This window comes from Mycobacterium sp. MMS18-G62, assembly GCF_053877835.1.
Genome location: NZ_CM132662.1, coordinates 581169 through 600808, shown reverse-complemented (window position 1 = coordinate 600808; position 19640 = coordinate 581169). Strand labels below are relative to the sequence as shown.

General features: G+C 63.1%; 14 protein-coding genes. 8 read left to right on the top strand and 6 right to left on the bottom strand.

Annotated elements, in window-relative coordinates; translation table 11 throughout:
- Positions 1 to 12: 12 nt before the first annotated feature.
- The 5 genes from ACWW36_RS02950 (at position 13) to ACWW36_RS02930 (ending at position 7578) form a co-directional block, all read left to right on the top strand.
- On the top strand, positions 13 to 1446 hold the full coding sequence (locus ACWW36_RS02950; RefSeq protein WP_456140121.1) for a condensation domain-containing protein: 1434 nt from the start codon (positions 13 to 15) through the stop codon (positions 1444 to 1446).
- 40 nt (positions 1447 to 1486) lie between these two features.
- The gene (locus tag ACWW36_RS02945; protein WP_456140120.1) at positions 1487 to 2845 is read left to right on the top strand and encodes a hypothetical protein; all 1359 of its coding nucleotides are present in this window, start codon (positions 1487 to 1489) and stop codon (positions 2843 to 2845) included.
- Between the two features lie 96 nt (positions 2846 to 2941).
- Positions 2942 to 4264: a hypothetical protein gene (locus tag ACWW36_RS02940; protein ID WP_456140119.1), complete on the top strand. Its 1323-nt coding sequence runs from the start codon at positions 2942 to 2944 to the stop codon at positions 4262 to 4264.
- Positions 4264 to 5637 (top strand): hypothetical protein, encoded by a 1374-nt coding sequence (locus ACWW36_RS02935; protein ID WP_456140118.1) that lies wholly within the window; start codon positions 4264 to 4266, stop codon positions 5635 to 5637. Before ACWW36_RS02940 ends, ACWW36_RS02935 begins: the two co-directional genes overlap by 1 nt.
- A 177-nt stretch (positions 5638 to 5814) precedes the next feature.
- A complete protein-coding gene (locus ACWW36_RS02930) occupies positions 5815 to 7578 on the top strand; it encodes an AMP-binding protein (protein ID WP_456140117.1) in 1764 nt (587 codons plus the stop codon).
- An 11-nt stretch (positions 7579 to 7589) separates the two neighbouring features.
- Here the strand turns inward: ACWW36_RS02930 and ACWW36_RS02925 are convergent, their stop codons facing one another.
- A complete protein-coding gene (locus ACWW36_RS02925) occupies positions 7590 to 8855 on the bottom strand; it encodes a glycosyltransferase (RefSeq protein ID WP_456140116.1) in 1266 nt (421 codons plus the stop codon).
- A gap of 421 nt (positions 8856 to 9276) precedes the next feature.
- Between ACWW36_RS02925 and ACWW36_RS02920 the strand changes: the two genes are divergently transcribed.
- Positions 9277 to 12468 (top strand): MMPL/RND family transporter, encoded by a 3192-nt coding sequence (locus ACWW36_RS02920; protein WP_456140115.1) that lies wholly within the window; start codon positions 9277 to 9279, stop codon positions 12466 to 12468.
- A 31-nt stretch (positions 12469 to 12499) separates the two neighbouring features.
- Here ACWW36_RS02920 and ACWW36_RS02915 read toward each other — a convergent pair whose 3' ends face one another.
- From ACWW36_RS02915 to ACWW36_RS02905, 3 genes are read right to left on the bottom strand one after another with little or no spacing between them, the layout of a single operon-like run.
- A complete protein-coding gene (locus ACWW36_RS02915; RefSeq protein WP_456140114.1) occupies positions 12500 to 13294 on the bottom strand; it encodes an ABC transporter permease in 795 nt (264 codons plus the stop codon).
- Positions 13291 to 14034, bottom strand: coding sequence for an ABC transporter permease (locus tag ACWW36_RS02910; protein WP_456140113.1), 744 nt, complete (start codon positions 14032 to 14034; stop codon positions 13291 to 13293). The genes ACWW36_RS02915 and ACWW36_RS02910 overlap by 4 nt, the downstream gene beginning before the upstream one ends.
- Positions 14031 to 14963 (bottom strand): ATP-binding cassette domain-containing protein, encoded by a 933-nt coding sequence (locus tag ACWW36_RS02905; protein ID WP_456140112.1) that lies wholly within the window; start codon positions 14961 to 14963, stop codon positions 14031 to 14033. The genes ACWW36_RS02910 and ACWW36_RS02905 overlap by 4 nt, the downstream gene beginning before the upstream one ends.
- A 439-nt stretch (positions 14964 to 15402) precedes the next feature.
- Between ACWW36_RS02905 and ACWW36_RS02900 the strand changes: the two genes are divergently transcribed.
- The gene (locus ACWW36_RS02900; RefSeq protein ID WP_456140111.1) at positions 15403 to 16182 is read left to right on the top strand and encodes a glycosyltransferase family 2 protein; all 780 of its coding nucleotides are present in this window, start codon (positions 15403 to 15405) and stop codon (positions 16180 to 16182) included.
- A gap of 25 nt (positions 16183 to 16207) precedes the next feature.
- Positions 16208 to 16927, top strand: coding sequence for a glycosyltransferase (locus ACWW36_RS02895; protein WP_456140110.1), 720 nt, complete (start codon positions 16208 to 16210; stop codon positions 16925 to 16927).
- 18 nt (positions 16928 to 16945) lie between these two features.
- Here the strand turns inward: ACWW36_RS02895 and ACWW36_RS02890 are convergent, their stop codons facing one another.
- On the bottom strand, positions 16946 to 17410 hold the full coding sequence (locus tag ACWW36_RS02890) for a hypothetical protein (protein ID WP_456140109.1): 465 nt from the start codon (positions 17408 to 17410) through the stop codon (positions 16946 to 16948).
- A 229-nt stretch (positions 17411 to 17639) separates the two neighbouring features.
- Complete coding sequence (locus ACWW36_RS02885) at positions 17640 to 19394, bottom strand: AMP-binding protein (RefSeq protein WP_456140108.1); 1755 nt, start codon at positions 19392 to 19394, stop codon at positions 17640 to 17642.
- Between the last annotated feature and the right edge of the window lie 246 nt (positions 19395 to 19640).

Here is a 19640-nt window from a genome sequence, read left to right as displayed (position 1 = left end):
AGAGGAGTCGAAGTGTTCGCACTAGAACCGATCCATGACTGGATTGATGCCCCGGGTGAGCTCATCTCCTGGAACCCGTCACCGGCGGCATTGGCCAAGGCCAGCGAAGCCCCGGTATCCGAGGTCCCGGCAAGCTATCAACAGGCGCAGCATCTTCGCGCTTACCGCGAGCATGCCGCTCGCGACACCGAGATGGCGCGGATGACGATTCCCGCGTGGAACATCCAAGGGCGCTGCGATATCCGCGCGATGACGTACGTGATCAACGCCTATCTGCGCCGGCATGACACCTATCGCAGCTGGTTCGAGTTCGACGACGGCGACCGCGTCGTGCGACGCACAATCCGCAACCCCAAGGACATCAAGTTCGTCGCGACCCAGCACGGCGAGAAGACCGTGGACCAGTGGCGTGAGCACATACTGGCCACTCCCAGCCCGCTGCAATGGGATTGCTTCCGGTTCGGGGTGATTCAGCGTACGGACCACTTCACGTTCTGGATGTGCGTCGATCACCTGCACGTCGACGCGATGTTCATGGGATTGGCGTTCGTCGAGATCCACATGATGTACGCGGCCCTGGTGGGCGGCGGAGCGCCGATCCCGCTGCCCCCGGCCGGCAGCTACGACGAGTACTGCGTCCGGCAACGCGAATTCACTTCCAAGCTGACTTTGGATTCGCCGCAGGTGCGCAAGTGGATCAACTTCACAGAACGCAACAACGGGACCCTTCCGCAATTCCCTCTGCCCCTTGGTGATCCATCGGTGCCGTGCGAGGGTGACCTCGTCACCGTTCAGCTGATGGGCGAAGAAGAGTCAAACCGATTCGAGTCGGCGTGCACGGATGCGGGCATCCGTTTCATCGGTGGGGTGTTCGCAGCCGCGGCGCTGGCCGAGCATCAACTCACCGGCTCCGAAACCTATTACGTGATCACGCCGACGAGCACCCGCAGCACACATGCGGAAATGATGACCACAGGCTGGTTCACCGGCACAGTACCGGTCGGCGTCCCCGTCACCGCAACATCTTTCACCGATACGGCCCGTGCGGCACAGGCGTCGTTCGATTCGGGTCTCGAGTTGGCGCACGTCCCGTTCGACCGAATCGTGGAGTTGGCAGCCGAGTGCGGCGTCCGGAAACCGGGCCCTGGGGTTCCGATGATCTCCTACCTCGATGCGACACTTGCGCCGCTGTCTCCCGCCGTCGTCGCCGAATGGAACGGGCTGAACGGCAAGATCTACAGCGAACTGGGGGCGGCGCACCAGATCGGCATGTGGGTAAATCGGTTCGGCAACGGGACTTCGGTGACGGTGGCGTTCCCGAACAATCCGATCGCCCGCGAATCGGTCGCCCGTTACCTCGAAGCGATGAAGTCCGTGTTCGTGCGCGTCGTCGAGGGTCGCGGGGAGATGGCGCCGGTGGCCGATCTCGTCGACCTCGATCGGTGATGGGGTTGACCAGGACGAAGAACCAAGGGGTGTCGCGTCGATGACCGAATATGCTGCGCCGCTGGACAATCGGCTCTCGTTCACCGATCAGCTGTTGTTTCTGGGACAGCGGGCCACCGGGCAAGAGCTTGTCATGCAGGCCGTGTGGATATATGAGCACGCGGTCGACTTCGACGGGCTGAGGCGTTTCCACCAGAATTTCGGTTACGGGTTGTTCGGCCGGCGGATCGAGCGGTCACCGCTGCCGTTCGGCAGGCATCGTTGGGTGTCCTCGCTGGGGCCGGCGTCGGAGATGGACATCGAGCCGGTCCGTCCCCGCACCGGCCTGAGCGACTGGGCGGATGAACGTGCACAATTGCCGATCGACCCGGAGTGGGGACCCGGTTGGCATCTGGGAGTTCTCCCGATGACCGACGGCTCGACCGCGGTCAGCCTGGTGCTGTCGCACTGTCTGTCCGACGGCTTGGGGGGCCTGCAGACGATTGTCGATGCGGTCAAAGGCAATAGACGCGATTTTGGTTTCCCCGCGCCGCGTTCACGGCCTCGAATGCGCGCTGTGGCCGCCGATCTGCGCGAGACCGCGCAAGGTGTGCCTGAAATCGCCAGGACGCTGGTCGCGGGGGCGAAGCTGGCAGTTCGTCGCAGGCGGGAATTCACCCGGTCGGGGACATCGCGACCGAAGGCCATTCCGTCAGAACACGGCGACTGCAACGTCGTGGCGCCGGCGACCACCATCTACATCGATCTGGACGATTGGGATAAGTGCGCGAATTCCCTTGGCGGCACAAGTTATTCACTCGTAGCCGGGCTCGCCGCCAAGATTGCCGAACGCATGGATCGCCGCCGTGTCGGCGATGGTGCCGTCACCCTGCACGTCCCCATCTCTGACCGCGTCCCAGACGATACGCGCGCGAACGCGGCGTCACTCGCAACGGTTGTCCTCGACCCAAGCGAGGTGACGACGGATCTGTCCGGCGCTCGGGTCGTAATCAAGCAGGCGCTCAAGGACATGCGCGAGTCGCCGGACGAGACGCTGCAGCTTCTTCCGCTGACCCCGTTCATCCCGAAGCGTGCGGTCAAACGTGGCTCCGATGTCGTGTTCGGCTTTGACGATCTGCCCGTATCGTGTTCCAACCTCGGTGAGGTCGACTCCGTCGTCGCCCGCGCCGACGGCACCGACGCCGAATACGTGATGTTGCGCGGGGTGGACCGACACGTCACGCGTCAGTACCTCGAGCGAAGGGGCGGCCTGCTGACCGTGCTGGCCGGACGCATCGGTGGCAAGATCTCCATCACTGTCGTCGCCTACCGGCCCGGTCAGGAGAACTCGAAGCACAACCTGCGCCAGCTGGCCGCGAGCACGCTGGCCGAGTTCGGTCTTACCGGCGTGATCGAATAGCGGACGACAGTGGCCATTCAAGTCCGCCCCAACCGCCAGGTATTCAGGCGCCGTTCCGTTAAAAGTCAGGCGCCGCAAGACAACCGGCTGTCCTTCATGGATCAGGCCGGTCTTGCGCTTCAGCGGGCGACCGGCACCGGAAAGCTCATGCAGGTGGTGTGGATCTACGAGCATCCCGTCGACATCGACGAGCTGAGGCGATTCCACAGTAATTTCGGTTACGGATTGGCCGGACGGCGCATCGAGCGCTCCCCGCTGCCGTTCGGCCGGCCTCGCTGGGTGTCCTCGCTGGGACCGCAGTCGCCCATATACTTCGCCGAACATCCTCGCCCCCGTGCCGAAGTCACCGATTGGGCCGACGAACGGGCAGAGCTACCCGTCGATCCGGAATGGGGTCCGGGCTGGCATCTGGCCGTGCTGCCGCTGACGGACGGGTCGACGGCGATCACTCTGGTGGGTTCGCATTGTCTTGGCGACGGCGTCGGCGCCCTGCTCACGATCGTCGAGGCGGTCTTCGGGAACAGGCGTGACATCGGCTATCCACCGCCCCGGTCTCGCAAGCGTTTTCGCGCCGCGTTGTCCGATCTGCGCGAAAGCGCGAAGGGCCTTCCCGAGGTCGGCCGGACGGTGGTCGCGGCGGGGAAACTCGGATTCAGCCACCGCCGCGAACTGACCGCGCCGAGCGCGTCGACACCTCCGACCACCCGCGCTGTCGAGGACGACTCGACCATTGTGGTGCCCGCTATCTCGATCTTCATCGATCTACCCGAGTGGGACACTTGCGCGAAAACCCTTAACGGAACCAGCTATTCGCTGCTCGCCGGGTTTGCCGCGAAACTCGGCGGACATATGGGACGTCGACGTGCCGACGGGAACGTGACGCTGCTCATTGCGCTCAACGACCGCACCACGCTGGAGGATACGCGCGCGAACGCGATGCTGTTCGCCCAGGTGAGCCTCGACCCGTCTTCGGTGACAACGGATCTCAGCGATGCGCGAACCGCGATCAGGCAGGGCCTGAAGGCCGCCAGAGAAGTCCCCGATGAGACGCTGCAGTTGCTTCCGCTGGTTCCGTTGGTACCAAGGCGGGCGTTGAAGCGCGTGGCCGATCTGTTCTTCGGATCGGGTGACGATCTTTCGGTGGCGTGCTCCAATCTCGGCGATGTCGATCCGGCAGTGGGCCGTCCGGACGGCACCGATGCCGAGTATGTCCTTGTGCGCGGTGTCGACCGGAACGTGAGACGCGCCGACATCGAAAGGGCGGGTGGCCAACTCGTGGTGGTGGCGGGCCGCATCGGCGGCAAGATCTCCATCGGAATCGTCGCCTACCAGCCCGGCGCGGAGAACACGAAGACCCGTGTGCGTGAGCTGGCGGCGCGCACGCTGTCCGAATTCGGCCTCACGGGTGAGATCTTCTGATGGTCGCGTCCGTGGTCAATCCGGCTCCCCCCGCGGTCGACAACACGCTCGCCTTCATGGACCACGCGTCGTTCGTGTGGGTGCGCGCCAGTGGGCACGTGCATGGCATCCAGTTCAACTGGGTCTATCGGCGTGACGTCGACCGCGAGGGACTGCGCCGAATGCACGACAACCTCGCCCACGGGCTGGTGGGTCGCCGGATCGAGCGATCTCCTGTTCCGTTCGGGCGCCACCGCTGGGTGGCATGTCACGAGTTGCCCGGAATCGACGTCGCCGTGCCGGCTCGCACGCCCGCGGCCCTGCCGGACTGGATCGAGGAACGGGCGGCAAGACCCGTACACCCAGAGTTCGGCCCGGGCTGGCATCTCGGCGTTCTTCCGATCGAGGGGTACGGAACCGCGGTCAGCCTGGTGACCTCACACACCGTGATCGACGGGGCAGGGCTGTGTCTTGCCGTGCGGGACGCCGTCAACGGCGTCAGACACGATTTCGGTTATCCACCGCCGCGTTCACGCCCCCGGCGGCGAGCACTGGTGGAGGACGCCCGTCAAGCCGCCAGGGGACTACCGGAGATCGGCCACGCGCTGGTCGCCATGACCAAACTGGCCGCGCAGAACCGGCCCACCCGTGGCCGGCCGGGCGCATCGGCGGCGCCGTCGGCGCCCAAGCGTGGACCAGATAGGCCTGTGGTCGTGCCGACCGCGACGGTCTACATCGACCTGGCCGACTGGGACGGGTGTGCCGAACGCCTCGGTGGAACAAGTAACGCGCTATTTGCCGGATTCGCCGCAAAACTTGCGGAGAAATTCGGCCGCGTTCGCACGAGGGACGATTTGGTAACGCTGAATTATCCCGTCAATGATCGCACTGAGAACGATTTGCGCGCAAATGCCCTTAAAGGTATCGATTTCGCGGTTGACCCGGCGCCGGTAACAACCGATCTTCGGAAAATCCGAGCCGATATCAAACAGGCCCTCGTGCAGGGGCTGGGAAAGTTCAAAGAGCAGGAGAGTGTCCTCCCTCTCACTCCACTCGTCCCGACCGCCGTCGTCAGGCGGCTGCCGTTGGCGGCATTGAACGCCGCGGACCTTCCGGTGGGGTGTTCGTATTTTGGTGACATCGAGCCGACTGTGGCGTGTGTGGACGGAACCGCAGCCGACTACTTTTCGATCCGAATGCTGGAACAAAACTTGACCGAAAAGAGCCCGGAACTCAGTAGCGGAGAACTGTATCTGTGCTCGGGGCGCAGCTGCGGAAAGCTCTACATTACTTTCCGGGCTTATCACCACGGCGGGGAGAACTCGAGGCAGATTCTGTGTGAGCGCATATCTCGCACACTTGCAGAATTCGATATAGCCGGCGAAATCGAGTAGGGCACGCCGAGAAGCGCGCTAATTTCTCAGCAAAGACCCTCGAGTCTCCGCCGGCATCCCCCAGCGCGGCCGTAGCAAAACTCGTGGCCTGCCGACCTGGCGAAATGCACGAACTGTACGCGGCGCGCCGGGCCGAGTTCGACGGCACCGGGACAATCGAGTAAAAATGTAACGCCTATGACCGACTCTTCCGTGACCGGCGTGCTGCGTGAACGCGCCAGCCTGCAGCCTGAGGACATCGCGTTCACGTTCGTCGACTACGAACGGGAATGGGAAGGCGTCACCCAGACCCTGACCTGGGCGCAGCTGAACCGGCGGGTGTCCAGCCTCGCGTACGAGCTGCGACAGCGCGGGTCGATCGGGGACCGCGCATTGATACTGGCGCCGCAGGGCCTGGACTACGTCGTCGCTTTTCTCGCCTCGTTGCAGGCTGGCCTGATCGGAGTGCCGCTCTCGGTTCCGATGGTCGGCGTCCACGACGAACGAGTCAGCGCGGTGATGCGCGACGCGACGCCCACCGTCATCCTCACCACGTCCACGATCGCCGAAAACCTGGCCGAATACACCGAGGGGTCAGACCGGCCCGCTCCAGAGGTCGTCGCGATCGACGCACTGGACTTGGACGCCCGCAGGCGATCCGGCTCGGGCCGTGAGACGCTGCCCGCGACGGCCTACCTGCAGTACACGTCCGGATCCACCAGAACCCCGGCTGGGGTGATGGTTTCCAACAGGAACCTCACCGCCAATTTCGAGCAGATCATGGGCGACTTCTTCCCGGACTTCGGCAAGGTCACACCCCCGAACACCACCGCCGTTTCGTGGCTGCCGTTCTACCACGACATGGGTTTGATGCTCGGCGTGTGCGCGCCCATTCTTGGCGGATGGCATTCCGTGTTCACCACGCCGGCGTCCTTCTTGGCCAGGCCGGCCCGGTGGATGCAGCTGCTGGCCCGGCATCCGCACGCCTTGACCGCAGCGCCCAACTTCGCCTTCGAGTTGGCGGCAGGACGCACCTCGGACGAGGACATGGCCGGCCTAGACCTGTCAGGGGTTCTCCGCGTGCTCAGCGGCAGCGAACGCGTGCACGTGTCCACCCTGACGCGCTTCTTCCAGAGGTTCGCCAAGTTCAATCTGCACCAGGAGGCGCTGCGGCCCTCGTACGGCCTTGCAGAAGCGACGCTCTACGTGGCGACGCGCCCGGTCAATCAGCCGCCGAATGTCGTCCACTTCGAACCCGAGAAATTGTCCGCAGGCCACGCCAAGCGGTGTGGAACCGAGACCGGTACACCGCTCGTCAGCTACGGCAATCCGGAATCGCCGATGGTGCGCATCGTCGACCCGGAGACGGCAGCCGAACGCCCGGCCGGGATGGTCGGTGAGATCTGGGTGCGGGGAGACAACGTCTGCCTGGGCTACTGGGAGAAACCTGAGCAGACCGAAAAGACGTTCGGCGCCAAGATCGTCGCACCGTCGGCGGGCACACCCGCAGAACCATGGCTTCGAACCGGCGACTTGGGCTTCGTCTCCGACGATGAGCTGTTCATCGTCGGCAGGATGAAAGACCTCCTGATCGTGCGTGGGTTGAATCACTACCCGGACGACATCGAGGCGACGATTCAGGAGATATCCGGAGGCCGGGTCGCGGCGATCTCCGTCGAGGATGATCAGAGCGAACAGCTTGTCGTGATCGTCGAGGTCAAGAAGCGCGGTGCGTCGGAGAACGAGATGATGGACGCGCTGCTCGACGTGAAACGCGAAGTGACCTCGGCGATTTCGAATTCACACGGTCTTGCCGTCGCGGACATCGTTCTCGTGCCACGTGGTTCGATACCGATCACCACGAGCGGAAAGATCCGGCGGGCCAGCTGTGTCGAGCAATACCGCCGCGATCAGTTCACCCGGTTGGACGGTCAGACATCGGCATCGGTCGGTTCGTCTTAACGCCTTGCCTGTCAAGCCAATCGGCGAGCACGGCCTCTGCGGACGGCATCCTCGAGCAGATCGGCTGTTCGTGAAACGCTCGCGGCGGGTTTGGTCATCAAGCCGGCGACTTCCCTTGCGCGGGCGGCGTACTGCGGGGTGAGGATCGTCTGCAACGCGATGAGCAGGGATTCTCGGGTTGTGCGTGAAAACCGAAGAGCCGTACCGACTTTGAGCCGATTTATCTGGGTGGCCCAGAACGGTTGGTCGGCTCCCACCCAGAGGATCAATGTCGGTACGCCAGCGCGCACGCTCGCCGCGGTGGTGCCTGATCCACCGTGGTGCACGACTGCGCGGCAAACGGGGAACACCGCCGCATGGTTGACGGCCTTCACGAGCTTCACGTGCTCGGCATCGGGGGTGTCGACAAGGTCGCTGAGATCCCAGACTCCCGAGCAGATCAGCGCTCGCTCACCCAGCTCCGCGCAGACGTCGGTGATCATTGCGACGGCATCGGCGGGGGATTGCACCGGCATGCTCCCAAAGCCGAAATAGATCGGTGGCGTGCCCGCGGCGATCCACGACGCCACCTCGTCGTCGTTCGCCGTGCCCAACTCCAGCGTCATCGAGCCGACCAGCGGGCGGTCGGAGCCCCATTCGGCCACCAACCCGGGGAAGAACACCTCGTCGTAGGCCTGTATCTCCAGCGCGCCGCCCTCGATGATGCGCCGCACCGCGCGGACGGTGGCCTTCGGCAGGCCGAGGTCGGCTCGTTGCGCGTCCTCGGCCTCCTTGAGGGCGCGCCAATGCACCCACTCAGCGATGCTCCAGGCTGACCGGATCAAGCCGGACGGCAACGGAACAGGCAGGACCTGGCTATTGGGCCGCGCAGGGAAGTAGTGCAATGCGGCCAGCGGGATGCCGTAGTACTCCGCGACGTTGGCGGCGACCTCTTGGTACGTCGTGCCGGTCAGGATCAGGTCGGCGTCGTCGGCCATGGACCTCAGCGTCGTATTCATCTCCGCCCAGCCCTGCGTGATGTACTCGCGCAGTTCGCGTAGGGCGGTGACGGGGTTCTGGATCTTCCAGTACTTGCGGAAGATGTCCGCGTCCATCTGTTGCTGTGAGTCCACTCCATACGAGACGGCAGGGGACAGGCCCGCCGCCTCGACGAAGGCAGCCAGGTTCGGGGGAACGGCCACGCGGACGTCATGCCCGCGGTTGCGCAGCTCCAGGCTGACAGCGGCGCAGGGTTCGACATCGCCACGGGTGCCGTGAACCGCCACGACGAATTTCATCGCCGGCCTCGCAAGGACCCGCGACGGCTATTCGGCAAATACCGCCTACGGCGGAGACTTTTCTTCAACATCGTCGCGAGCACGCCCCGATTAGAGCACAGGGACCATCGTTGTCGCCGTGGCAAAGACACCGTGTTACTGGCGGATATGGGCAATTGGTTTGCCGGCATCGGATTCGTTGATCTTTGTTCCTGGTGTGTGCGGCGAAATGGTCGTTGTCGAAGATTGCGTGGCAGGTCGGGTTTATCGTCGCCAGCCGAGTTTTTGAATGGTTTGGACGGCACTTTGAGGACTTTCTGGGTATCGTCGCGACGGGTCGGGACCCAACACCATCGCAGGCGATTCGGTCAACACTATGCTTCGACGCGAGCAAACTCGTTTACGCGCTCGTAAGGCACTGCTGCCGTGTAGCCTGATTGGGATGTTGAGGCGCGCCAGATCCAGCGGTGCGTTCAAGGGGGCGCGATTTCCGGCGGTAGGCCGGTTTATCGTTCGCCACCCGCTGCTGGTTATCGCTGCGTGGTTGGCGCTTGCTGCCGTCCTGTTCTTGACGATCCCGCCGTTGATGCAGGTTGCCCAAAAGAATCCGCCGGGTTTGCTGCCCGCCGGCTCTTCGGTGATGACTGCCGCCCAGGAAATGCAGAAGGCATTTGACGAGGGAGGCGCCGGAAACGCCGCCGTCGTCATCTTGACCAACGACAAAGGACTGTCTCCGCAGGACGAGGACACCTATCGGAAGCTGGTGGACCGGCTGAAGGCCGACACCACCAACGTGCTGTCGACGCAGGACTTCCTCGCGATCCCCGAGCTGCGGCAGGTGATGACCAGTCAGGACAAGAAAGCCTGGCAACTGCCTGTCAGCCTGAAGGGCACGATGGGCGTCGCGGACGGCCAGGAGGCCTACCGAAACTTCGTCAAGGTGGTCAAGGACGCGACGGCGAACACATCCTTGACCGCCAACGTCATCGGCCCGGCCGCAACATTCGACGACCTCAACGAAATCGGCGCGCGCGATCAGCACGTCATCGAGATCGCCACCGTGATCATCGTGCTCGCGATTCTGATCATGGTGTACCGCAACGTGGTCGCGATGATCCTGCCGATGCTGATGATCGCCGTCGCGCTGGTGGTGGCGCAGCAGGTCGTGGCGGGACTCGGCGATTTGGGTGTGCTGGGCCTTGGCCCGCAGACGTTCATGTTGATCACCGCGATGATGATGGGCGCGGGGACCGATTACGCCATATTTCTGTTCAGTCGCTACCACGAGTGTGTTCGCAGCGGCATGAGTTCCGACGACGCGGTCGCTGTCGCGCTGAAGTCGATAGGAAAGGTGATTGCCGGATCGGCGGGAACGGTCGCCATCGCCTTCTTCGGCATGGCGTTCACCAATCTTGGTGTCTTCTCGACGGTCGGCCCGGCCCTGTCGGTCACTGTCGGAGTCGGCTTCCTCGCGTCGGTCACTTTGTTGCCCGCCTTCCTCGTGCTCGCAGGGCGGCGGGGCTGGGTCAAGCCGCGCAAGGACTTGACCGGCCGGTGGTGGCGGCGTTCCGGTGTGCATATCGTGCGCCGACCCGTCGTGCACCTGGCGGCAAGCCTCGTGATTCTGCTCGGGCTGGCCGCTTGCACCTCGTTGATCAAGTACAACTATGACGACCGGAAGAACCTGCCTGCCGATGCCGAAAGCAATATGGGCTACTCGGCGCTGGACAAGCACTTCCCGGTCAGCAGCACGGTCCAGCAGTTCATCCTCATCCAGTCGTCCCAAGACCTGCGCACGCCAAAGGCTCTCGCCGATATGGAGCAGATGGCCCAGCGGGTGAGTCAGGTGCCGAACATCGCCATGGTGCGCGGCATCACCCGCCCCACCGGTGAGGTGCTGGAGCAAGCCAAGGCCACCTGGCAAGCCGGCGAGGTGGGCCACAAGCTGAACGACGGAGCCAAACTCATCGCCGACAACGACGGCAATCTCAACATGCTGTCGGGCGGTGCGCACAAGCTCGCCGACACGCTCAACCAGCTCCGCGACGGAGTCACGCAGGGGATAGTGACCGTGCGTCCGCTGGTGAGCGCGCTGGCCGACATGGAGCAGAAGTTCGGCGGATCCAAGACTCTCGACGAGATCGACAAGACCGCCACCCTCGTCGCCAACATGCGTTCGCTCGGGGAGGCGCTCGGCGTCAACCTGACCCGGATCACCGACGTCTACACGTGGGCCACGCCAATGGTCAACGCGCTCAACGTCAGTCCGGTGTGCAACCTCGATCCGGCGTGCGTGGCATCGCGGGCCGATCTACAGCGGGTCATCGACGCTCAGAACAACGGCACCCTGGACAAGATCGCCGACGTCGGCCGTCAGCTGCAGGGCATCAAGGGAACCGAGACGCTCGACGAGACCGTGCGCGGACTCGGCAAGAGCATGGATACCGCGATCGACGCGGCGCGCGAGATGGGCTTGGACGATCCGGACGCTATCCAGCAGCAGATCGCCAAGGCGCAGGAAGGCGTGAACCTACTCGCCGACTCCAGCAGGCAACTCGCCGAGGGCGTTCAGCTGCTAGTCGACCAGACCAAGACCATGGGCGGCGGTTTGGATCAAGCATCGGCGTTTCTTCTCGCGATGAAACAGGATGCGGCCAATCCACCGATGTCCGGGTTCTATGTCCCGCCGCAGATCCTGACGCAGGCGGAATTCAAAAAGGCCGCAACGCTTTTCGTCTCGAAGGACGGTCACTCGGCGCGGTATTTGGTGCAGACCGCACTCAACCCGTTCGGTACCGAGTCGATGGACCAGGTAAAGGACATCATCAAGACCGCCGAGAGCGCACGGCCGAACACGACGTTGGCCGACGCGAAGATCTCGATGGTCGGGTTCTCGGCGGTGCAGAACGACATCCGCAACTATTACAACGCCGATATCCGGTTCATCATCATCGTCACACTGGCTGTCGTGTTCCTGATCCTCGTCGCGCTGCTGCGTTCGGTCGTCGCGCCGATCTACCTGGTGGGGTCGGTGATCCTGTCCTACATGTCGGCGCTGGGCATCGGGGTTGTCTTCTTCCAGTTCATCCTGAAGCAGGAAATCGCTTGGAGCGTCCCAGGAATGACGTTCCTTGTGCTGGTGGCCGTCGGCGCCGACTACAACCTTCTGCTCATCTCCCGTATCCGTGACGAGGCCAGTCGCGGGGTGCGCACCGCGGTGATCCGCACCATCGGCGCGACCGGTGGCGTCATCACGTCAGCAGGCTTGATTTTCGCGGCGTCGATGTTCGGCCTGACGTTCAGCAGCATCATCGGCGCGGTGCAGATCGGTTTCGTGATAGGCGTCGGGCTGCTTCTGGATACGTTCCTGGTGCGCACCATCACCGTGCCGGCGATCGCCGTTCTGCTCGGCAACGCGAACTGGTGGCCAGCGAAACTGCACTTCGACAAGAAGAAGCCCGCCGAACAGCAGGCGTATGTCACCGACGAGCTGCCCACCGAGGTGCTCGCTATCGCCGGGTCGTCGACGAAGCCACGAAAGTGTATTGACCTCCAGCGGCCGAAAACGATCGACCGGTCCAACGGGTCGAATCGCTGTCCGGCGCGTCCGGTGCCAACCGGTGTGACGTACTGAATCTGGCTGCGGCAGTGGGTTTTCGGTTCTGCTAGCCGGATTCGGCTGCGCGACGGTACTTGCGGACCGCCAGCGGCCCGAACACTGCGCCGAAGATCAGCGCCCACGCGACAGTCAGCATCAGCGGCCAGATTGCGGATTCGCCTGCCGCGAGTGCGCGCATCGATTCAATCGCCGGTGACATCGGCTGAAACTGGATGATCGGCTGCAACCAGGACGGGAACAGCTCGACAGGGGCAACGCCGGAGCTGGCGAACACCAGGCCGATGGAACCCGTTGCCAACCACGTGAACATGGAGTTGATCTCGGGTCCCGAGGCGAGTGCAACCGTGAGGACGATCGTCGCAAAGACGACGACCACGAGGACCGGCACGAGGAGGAACGGGATCACCGCAAACCAGCTGCCGTGGAACCGAAGTCCGAGCGCAATGCCGACCGCGGTGATCAACGCTGCCGACACCAATGTTCGCGCCGCCTCGGCCAGCAGCCTGCCGATCAGCGCGCTGGCCCGGTGCACGGGAAATGTCCACAGCCGGCTGAGTAGACCGCTGGCACGTTCGAAGGGAACGGCGAAGCCCGCGCCCAATGCGCCGAACATCCCGCCCGCCAACGCGCACAGCGGGACCAGTCCGTCGAGATTGTCGGTGCCGGCGATCGTCACCATGGACTTGCCGACGAGCAGGTAGTAGATGATCAGCAGCAGTGTCGGGAACACCAAGCTCTGGATCGGCAGCAACGGCTCTGTGCGCCAACGGTTTATATGCCGGCTCGCGAGCAACAGGCTTTCGGTGACCAGCGAGGCCCGCGGTGGTGAATTCGTGGTCATTGCGGCCGCCGTTGCATCCGCAATGCGATGAAGCCGAAGACCACAAGCAGGCCAACGCACCACGCCAGGCTGGCGGCCAGATTGCTGCCGATGACGTCACCGCTGGCAAGCCCACGCAGGGTTTCGGTCACCTGTGAGACGGGCTGGTAGCGCACGAATGGTTGAAGCCAGCCGGGAAATGCTTCGACCGGCGCCAGCCCAGTGGACAGCAGGACCAGCAGCAGCTGGGGAATGAGCAGCAGCTGACTGGCCGCATCCAATTTCCAGCCGATCGATCCTGTCGCATCGGCGCCGAGCGACAGCGCCAGGGTCAACAGCAGGGCAACGAAGACGAACGCCACCGCATACAAGAACCCGCCTGCCATCCGGAAGCCGAACGGATAGGCGACCGCGATCGCGGCGAACACCGACAGCGCACCGCGAATGAGGCAGTACATCATGCGAGCCGACAGCGGAACCAGCGCGGAGATCGGAAGTGTGCGCAGCCGAACGCCGAAGCCGGGACGCTGGTCTTTGGCCGCTGCCTCCGATGTGGTCAACGCGCCCAACAGCATCGCTTGGACGACCACGGCAGGCAGAACGTACTGCGGATAGGTCATGGCCCCGGTGTTGATCACGTTCTGCAACGCGAAGGTGAAACCGACGAAGGTGACGACCGGCGCAAGAATCGCGAAAAGCAAGTCTCTGTCTCGCAGCGACGCCAGCACCGCGCGCTCGGTCAGCGCCGCGAGCGCGGTCATACCGTGACAGTCGACGGAGTCAGGTGCAAGAACACCTCGTCCAGCGACGGCTTGCGAAGCGAGATGTCGAGCAGTTCGACGCCAAGGCTTTCGATCCGGCGCAGCACCTCGACCAGAGTCGCCACGCCATCGGGGGCCGGAACCGAAACGGTGTTCGACGTGTAGCCGACCTCGGCGCCCTCGATGTCGGCGACCACGGCGAATATGCGGCTCAGGTCGGCCGGATTGAGCGGTGTCACTTCGCAATACGAAAAGCCCATGCGCCGCTTCAGGTCGTCGGCCGTGCCGCTGGCAATGACCTCACCGTGGTCGATGATGACGACCGAATCGCTGAGAACATCGGCCTCTTCGAGATACTGCGTGGTCAACAGGACCGTGATGTCCTGGGCGGACAGGGATTGCACGAACGCCCAGACGTCGCGGCGGCTGCGCGGGTCCAGCCCCGTCGTCGGCTCGTCGAGGAACAGCACTTTCGGGGGGTCCACCAGGGCGGCCGCGATGTCGATTCGGCGCCGCATGCCTCCCGAGTAGGTATGCACTCGCCGGTCGGCGGCGTGCTGCATATCGAACCGCTCGATCAGCTCGTCAGCCCGCTGGCGCGCAACCGTGCGTCGCATTCCCCGCAGCCGAGCGAACAGCACCAGGTTCTGCCTGCCGGTGAGCATTGGATCCAGCGCGGCATCCTGCGCGGTGAGCCCGATGCTCGCGCGAACCTTGTCGGGCTGCCTGACGACGTCATAGCCGGCCACCACCGCCTCGCCGCGGGTCGGTCGCAGCAGCGTGGACAGAATCTTGACCACGGTCGTCTTACCCGCGCCGTTGTGGCCTAGCAAAGCGCAGACCGATCCGGTGGGGACGCAAAAGCTGACGTCACGAAGTGCGGTCACGGAGCCGCCAAACGTCTTGGCAACGCCATTTAGCTCGATCACGAATTCACACCATACCGTTGGCAGTGGCCCCTCAACCGGGCCGGTTCAGGGCATCTTCTCATGGAATTGACGTCGGCGTTGCGTGGAACGGCGATGTCCGGCGCTCTGCTTTTTGGTGCCACCTGCCGGCCGTACTCAGGCCCTTGTCGGCGAACGCATGTCGCAGTGCCGGGCCATCAGCTGCGACACCGGCCAGCTCGTCAATATATCGGGCGCTTTGCTGTAATCGCCAACTTCTGTCAGTTTCAATAGGTATTGAGCATTTGAACCGGCAGAAGGCATTGCTGTCTGTCTATCAGCAAACACTGTAGCGAAGCCCACTCCGGCAGGACATATGCCCTGCCGACTGTTTACAATAAATCCGCTAAACGCCGCCGACATCGGACAGGAGCGGTCTAGCATCGGGGCAGATGACAGTTATTAGGGGGAGGCCGAATTAATGCTGCTGATTGGTGTTCCCGTCTACGGTCAACACGAATACACGCACGCGCTAATTGCAGACCTACGTCGCGAACCGGCCGACTTCGTCATTGTTGACAACCGGGGCGACTATCCCCGTATCGGCGACGAACACGTCATCACGCCAGGGCGCAATCTCGGCTGGGCGGGTGGCTCCAATTTCATCCTTCGTTACGCATTCGCCAACGGCTACACCCACGCGATGACGCTGAATAACGACACCCGGCTATCTCCTGGATTCGTCGACGGCATCCTCGATCCGCGCATTCCCGAAGACGCGGGAATCGTCGTGCCGGTCTACGACGACACGGGCGGTCACACCAGGATTCTTTCCGACTACCGCGGCCCGGCATGCGACTACCAGCCCAAACCCATCCTGCGCAAGCTGCCGTTTACCGACGCGTGCGCAATGATGATCACTCGATCGGCCTGGCTCGCCGTCGGCGGATTCGACGAGCGGTCATTTGGAAAATTCGCGTGGGGTGCCGACGTCGACCTGTGCCTGCGCGCGCGAGTGGCCGGTTTTGGCATTTACGGCACCGAAATGGCATACATCAACCATTTCGGCAGAAAGACAGCCAACCAATTCAGTTTCTACTCGGCGCGGTCTCAGTTTCGCTACCGCTACGGTACGTGGCGCTATTGGCTCAAAGACTGGCGACTGCTGACGACGCGCACCACGGTTATGCAATTGCCGTCGTCACCGCAGGAACCCCTCGCGGCTCGCCAACTCTCGGTCGTGGATTCGACTAGACGCTAGACGGTCATCTTGGGGGACAGTGATCATGATTTCATTTGTGATACCGACGCTCAACGAGATAAAGACGATCGAGACGACCCTCCGATGCGTGTCTGAGTATTCCGGCGAACACGAGATCATCATTTCGGACGGCGACAGCCGCGACGGCACTGTCGAGGTTGCCAGAAGCTATGCGGACAAGGTGATCGTCTACGACCGGCCGCAAAGGCAGACGATAGCCATGGCGCGAAATATCGGCGCCGCCGCTGCGAGGGGCAAATACCTGGTATTTCTCGATGCCGACGTGGTCATACCAGATATCAACGAGTTCTTTGACACCGCGGAGCAGAACTTTCGACGGAATCAAGAACTGCTCGCTCTTACCGGGCGCTACAAAGTCTTCCCCGAAGCGAGTACGCCCGCTGATCGCTTGATGTTCACGATGCTTGCGCTGCAGTTCCGATTTCAGAACAACGTGCTCGGCGTCGGCGGAGCCGGCGGCGAGTTTCAAATGATGCTCGCCGACGCGTTCAGGAGGGTCGGCGGCTTCAACGAGCGTCTGACCGCGGCCGAAGACATGGACCTGTTTCGACGATTGTCACGGGTCGGCAGAACGCGGTTCGAACCCGAGCTCACCGTGTATCACACGGGCAGACGAGCGCACGCCGTCGGCTGGCCGAACCTGGTGTGGGAATGGTTCAGCAACTCGACCTCTGTCTTCTTTCTGCAGAAGTCGGCCAGCAAGGAGTGGAAGGCGATCCGCTGACGATCTCGGGCGGTCGTTCTAGATGCACGGGGTGAAGCCGGGAACCCCTGGCCCGCACCACACCGGCTGCCACTGGGGAAGCGACGGCGGTGGTGGCAGCTGCGGTGCCGGCAACTGGGTGAGGTCCGGCGGTGGTGGCAGCTGCGGAGCTCCCAAAGTGATCGGGAAGGCGATGGCGGGAACCGGGCTCGGGAGGCCGACGCCGAAGCCCACCGGGACGGACACATCAACCAGCGGCGGTATGTTCCAGCCGGACAAGTCCGGAGGCGGTAGCTCTTGGGCGGCCTTGACCAGATCACACATCGGGCAGTTCGGATCCTGAGCCTGCTGCTGGTCATCGCGCGGTCTGTCGTTATCCGAGGCGGCGTTGTCGACGACTAGCGGATCCGGCGGATCGGCTGCTGCCACCGCATCGCTGACAAGGAGGGCCGCGAGGCTCGCCACAGTGGTGACCGCCACCCGGGCGGTGCGTTTGAGACTCACTATTTTCCTCCTGACGTAGCCGCATCGATCATATGTCGCAGCTGTGAGAAATGTTGTGGCGTTGCGCGGAAATGGCGCCGGTGCGGCAAGCGTGTCATGGCCGATGCGGGTAACCCCTGTCGCCAAGGCAATCAATTCCGGTCATCTGCTGGACGAGCCCAGCCCGCAAAAGCGGAGGCAACATAGGCGTCTAGCAACCTGATCCGCATTAACCATCGACGTTGATGAATTACACCCGGCTGCTTAAAACGTCTGCGCGCGCGAACTGACCGGCCCGGTACTGCTCGACGCACGTCGAACGCCGGATCTTGCCGCTCGTGGTGATCGGTATCGAACCCGGCGCCACACACACGAGATCCGAAACCGTCAAACCGTGCGTGTTCGAGATGGCCGAGGTGACTTCGCCCTTGACGGCGTCGAACCTTGCCATTGCCTCTTCGTCGGTGTCGCCTCGCTTCTTGAGTTCGACGATGGCCACCAGTTTTTCGGTGCGGGCATCGGAGATCGAAATCGCCGCGCACCGGCCTCCCGTTATCTCCTGGATCGTCGCCTCGATGTCCTCGGGGTAGTGGTTGCGCCCGTACACGATGAGGACGTCCTTGATGCGCCCCATGATGAACAGCTCGCCGTCGGAGATGAAGCCCAGATCACCCGTTCGCAGCCATGACGAATCCGGTGTACCCGACGAAGGATTGACGAGCCTTCCACCGAACGTTCGCTCGGTCTCTTGCGGCTTGTGCCAGTAGCCGATCGCCACGTTTTCGCCGTGCACCCAGATCTCACCGGTCTTCCCGGCTGGGCACTCGGTCATGGTCTCCGGGTCGACGATCCGTACCGTCGTCGATTCCGGTGTGCCGTAGCTGACCAGGGGAGAGCCCGACGCATTCGTGCACCGTTTCGCGTGTCCCGCGGACAACTTCTCGGATTCGAAGTACACGACTTCTGGCGGATCGCCGGGGCGACGCGTGGCGACGTACACCGTCGCTTCTGCGAGCCCATACGACGGCCGTATCGCCTTGGGGCGGAAGCCGAATCGGGAAAACCGGTCGGTGAAGCGCTTCAGTGTCGCAGTGTGGACGCGCTCGCTACCGCTGAGGATGCCGAGGACGTTCCCAAGGTCAAGGCCGGCCATGTCGTCGTCGGTTGTCCGGCGTACCGCGAGTTCGAAAGCGAAGTTCGGCGCCGCTGTCATGACGTGAGAATGCTTGGCCAACAACTGAATCCAGCGCGCCGGCCGCTCTAGGAACGCTGTAGGGCTCGTGAGCACGGTACGCAGCCCGCCCAGGATCGGCACGCACACTCCCAGGAGCAGGCCCATGTCGTGGTAGAACGGCAGCCACGACACCACGGTCGTGTCCGGTGGTGCGACTTTCCCGCAGTCCGCGAAGTAGTCGGCGTACATCTGCTCGAAGTTCGCCGACAGATTCCTGTACGTCACCATCACGCCGGCGGGCTCACGGGTCGATCCGGAGGTGTACTGCAAATAGGCGATATCCGGCCGGCTGAGGCCTGGATCTCTGAACGCCTTCCTGGCATCCAAATCCAGCAAATCAACCGCGATGATTTTCGGGGCCGCCTCGCCGTCCACTGCTGTTGCATATTCGGCAACAGCGGCTGCGACCGACGAGGTGGTGAGAATGACTGACGGTGACGTATCGCGCAAGACTGAATTGACTCGCTCATCGTGAGCCCCGGCGTGTGGAACAGAAAGTGGAACCGCAATGAGTCCGGCTTGCAGTGATCCGAGGAAAGCGGCGATGTAGTCGAGTCCCTGCGGTGCCAATATCACCGCCCGGTCGCCGGGTTCCCCGCAAAGGCGAAGTTCGCGCGCGACGTTTAATGCTCGTCGATACAGTTGCGACCACGTCAGGGTTTCGGGAACGCCCTTCGGATCGTGTTCGTAGTCGATGAACGTGAATGCTTCGTCATTGGGCTGCAGACTGGCACGTTCGCGCAACACAGCGGGAATGGAAGAACCCATCATCGGTGTGCGACACCTTCCTGTCTGGCTCGGTCCCCGCTCCGAGCTGCGTGTTTGCTAATTGACGCTGAAGACAATTTCGTAGAGCTTAGGGCAAATGCCGCTCTGCTGCGCCCTAACGCCGAAAGTGTATGACGGAGCATCGCCACCCCGCGCGCTACGTACATGAGAAACGCGAAAGAACCCGGCGGTTAAGGGTTTGCTGAAGATTCCCACCCGCGCGAAAGGGGGAGTAACTGGCCCCTATGG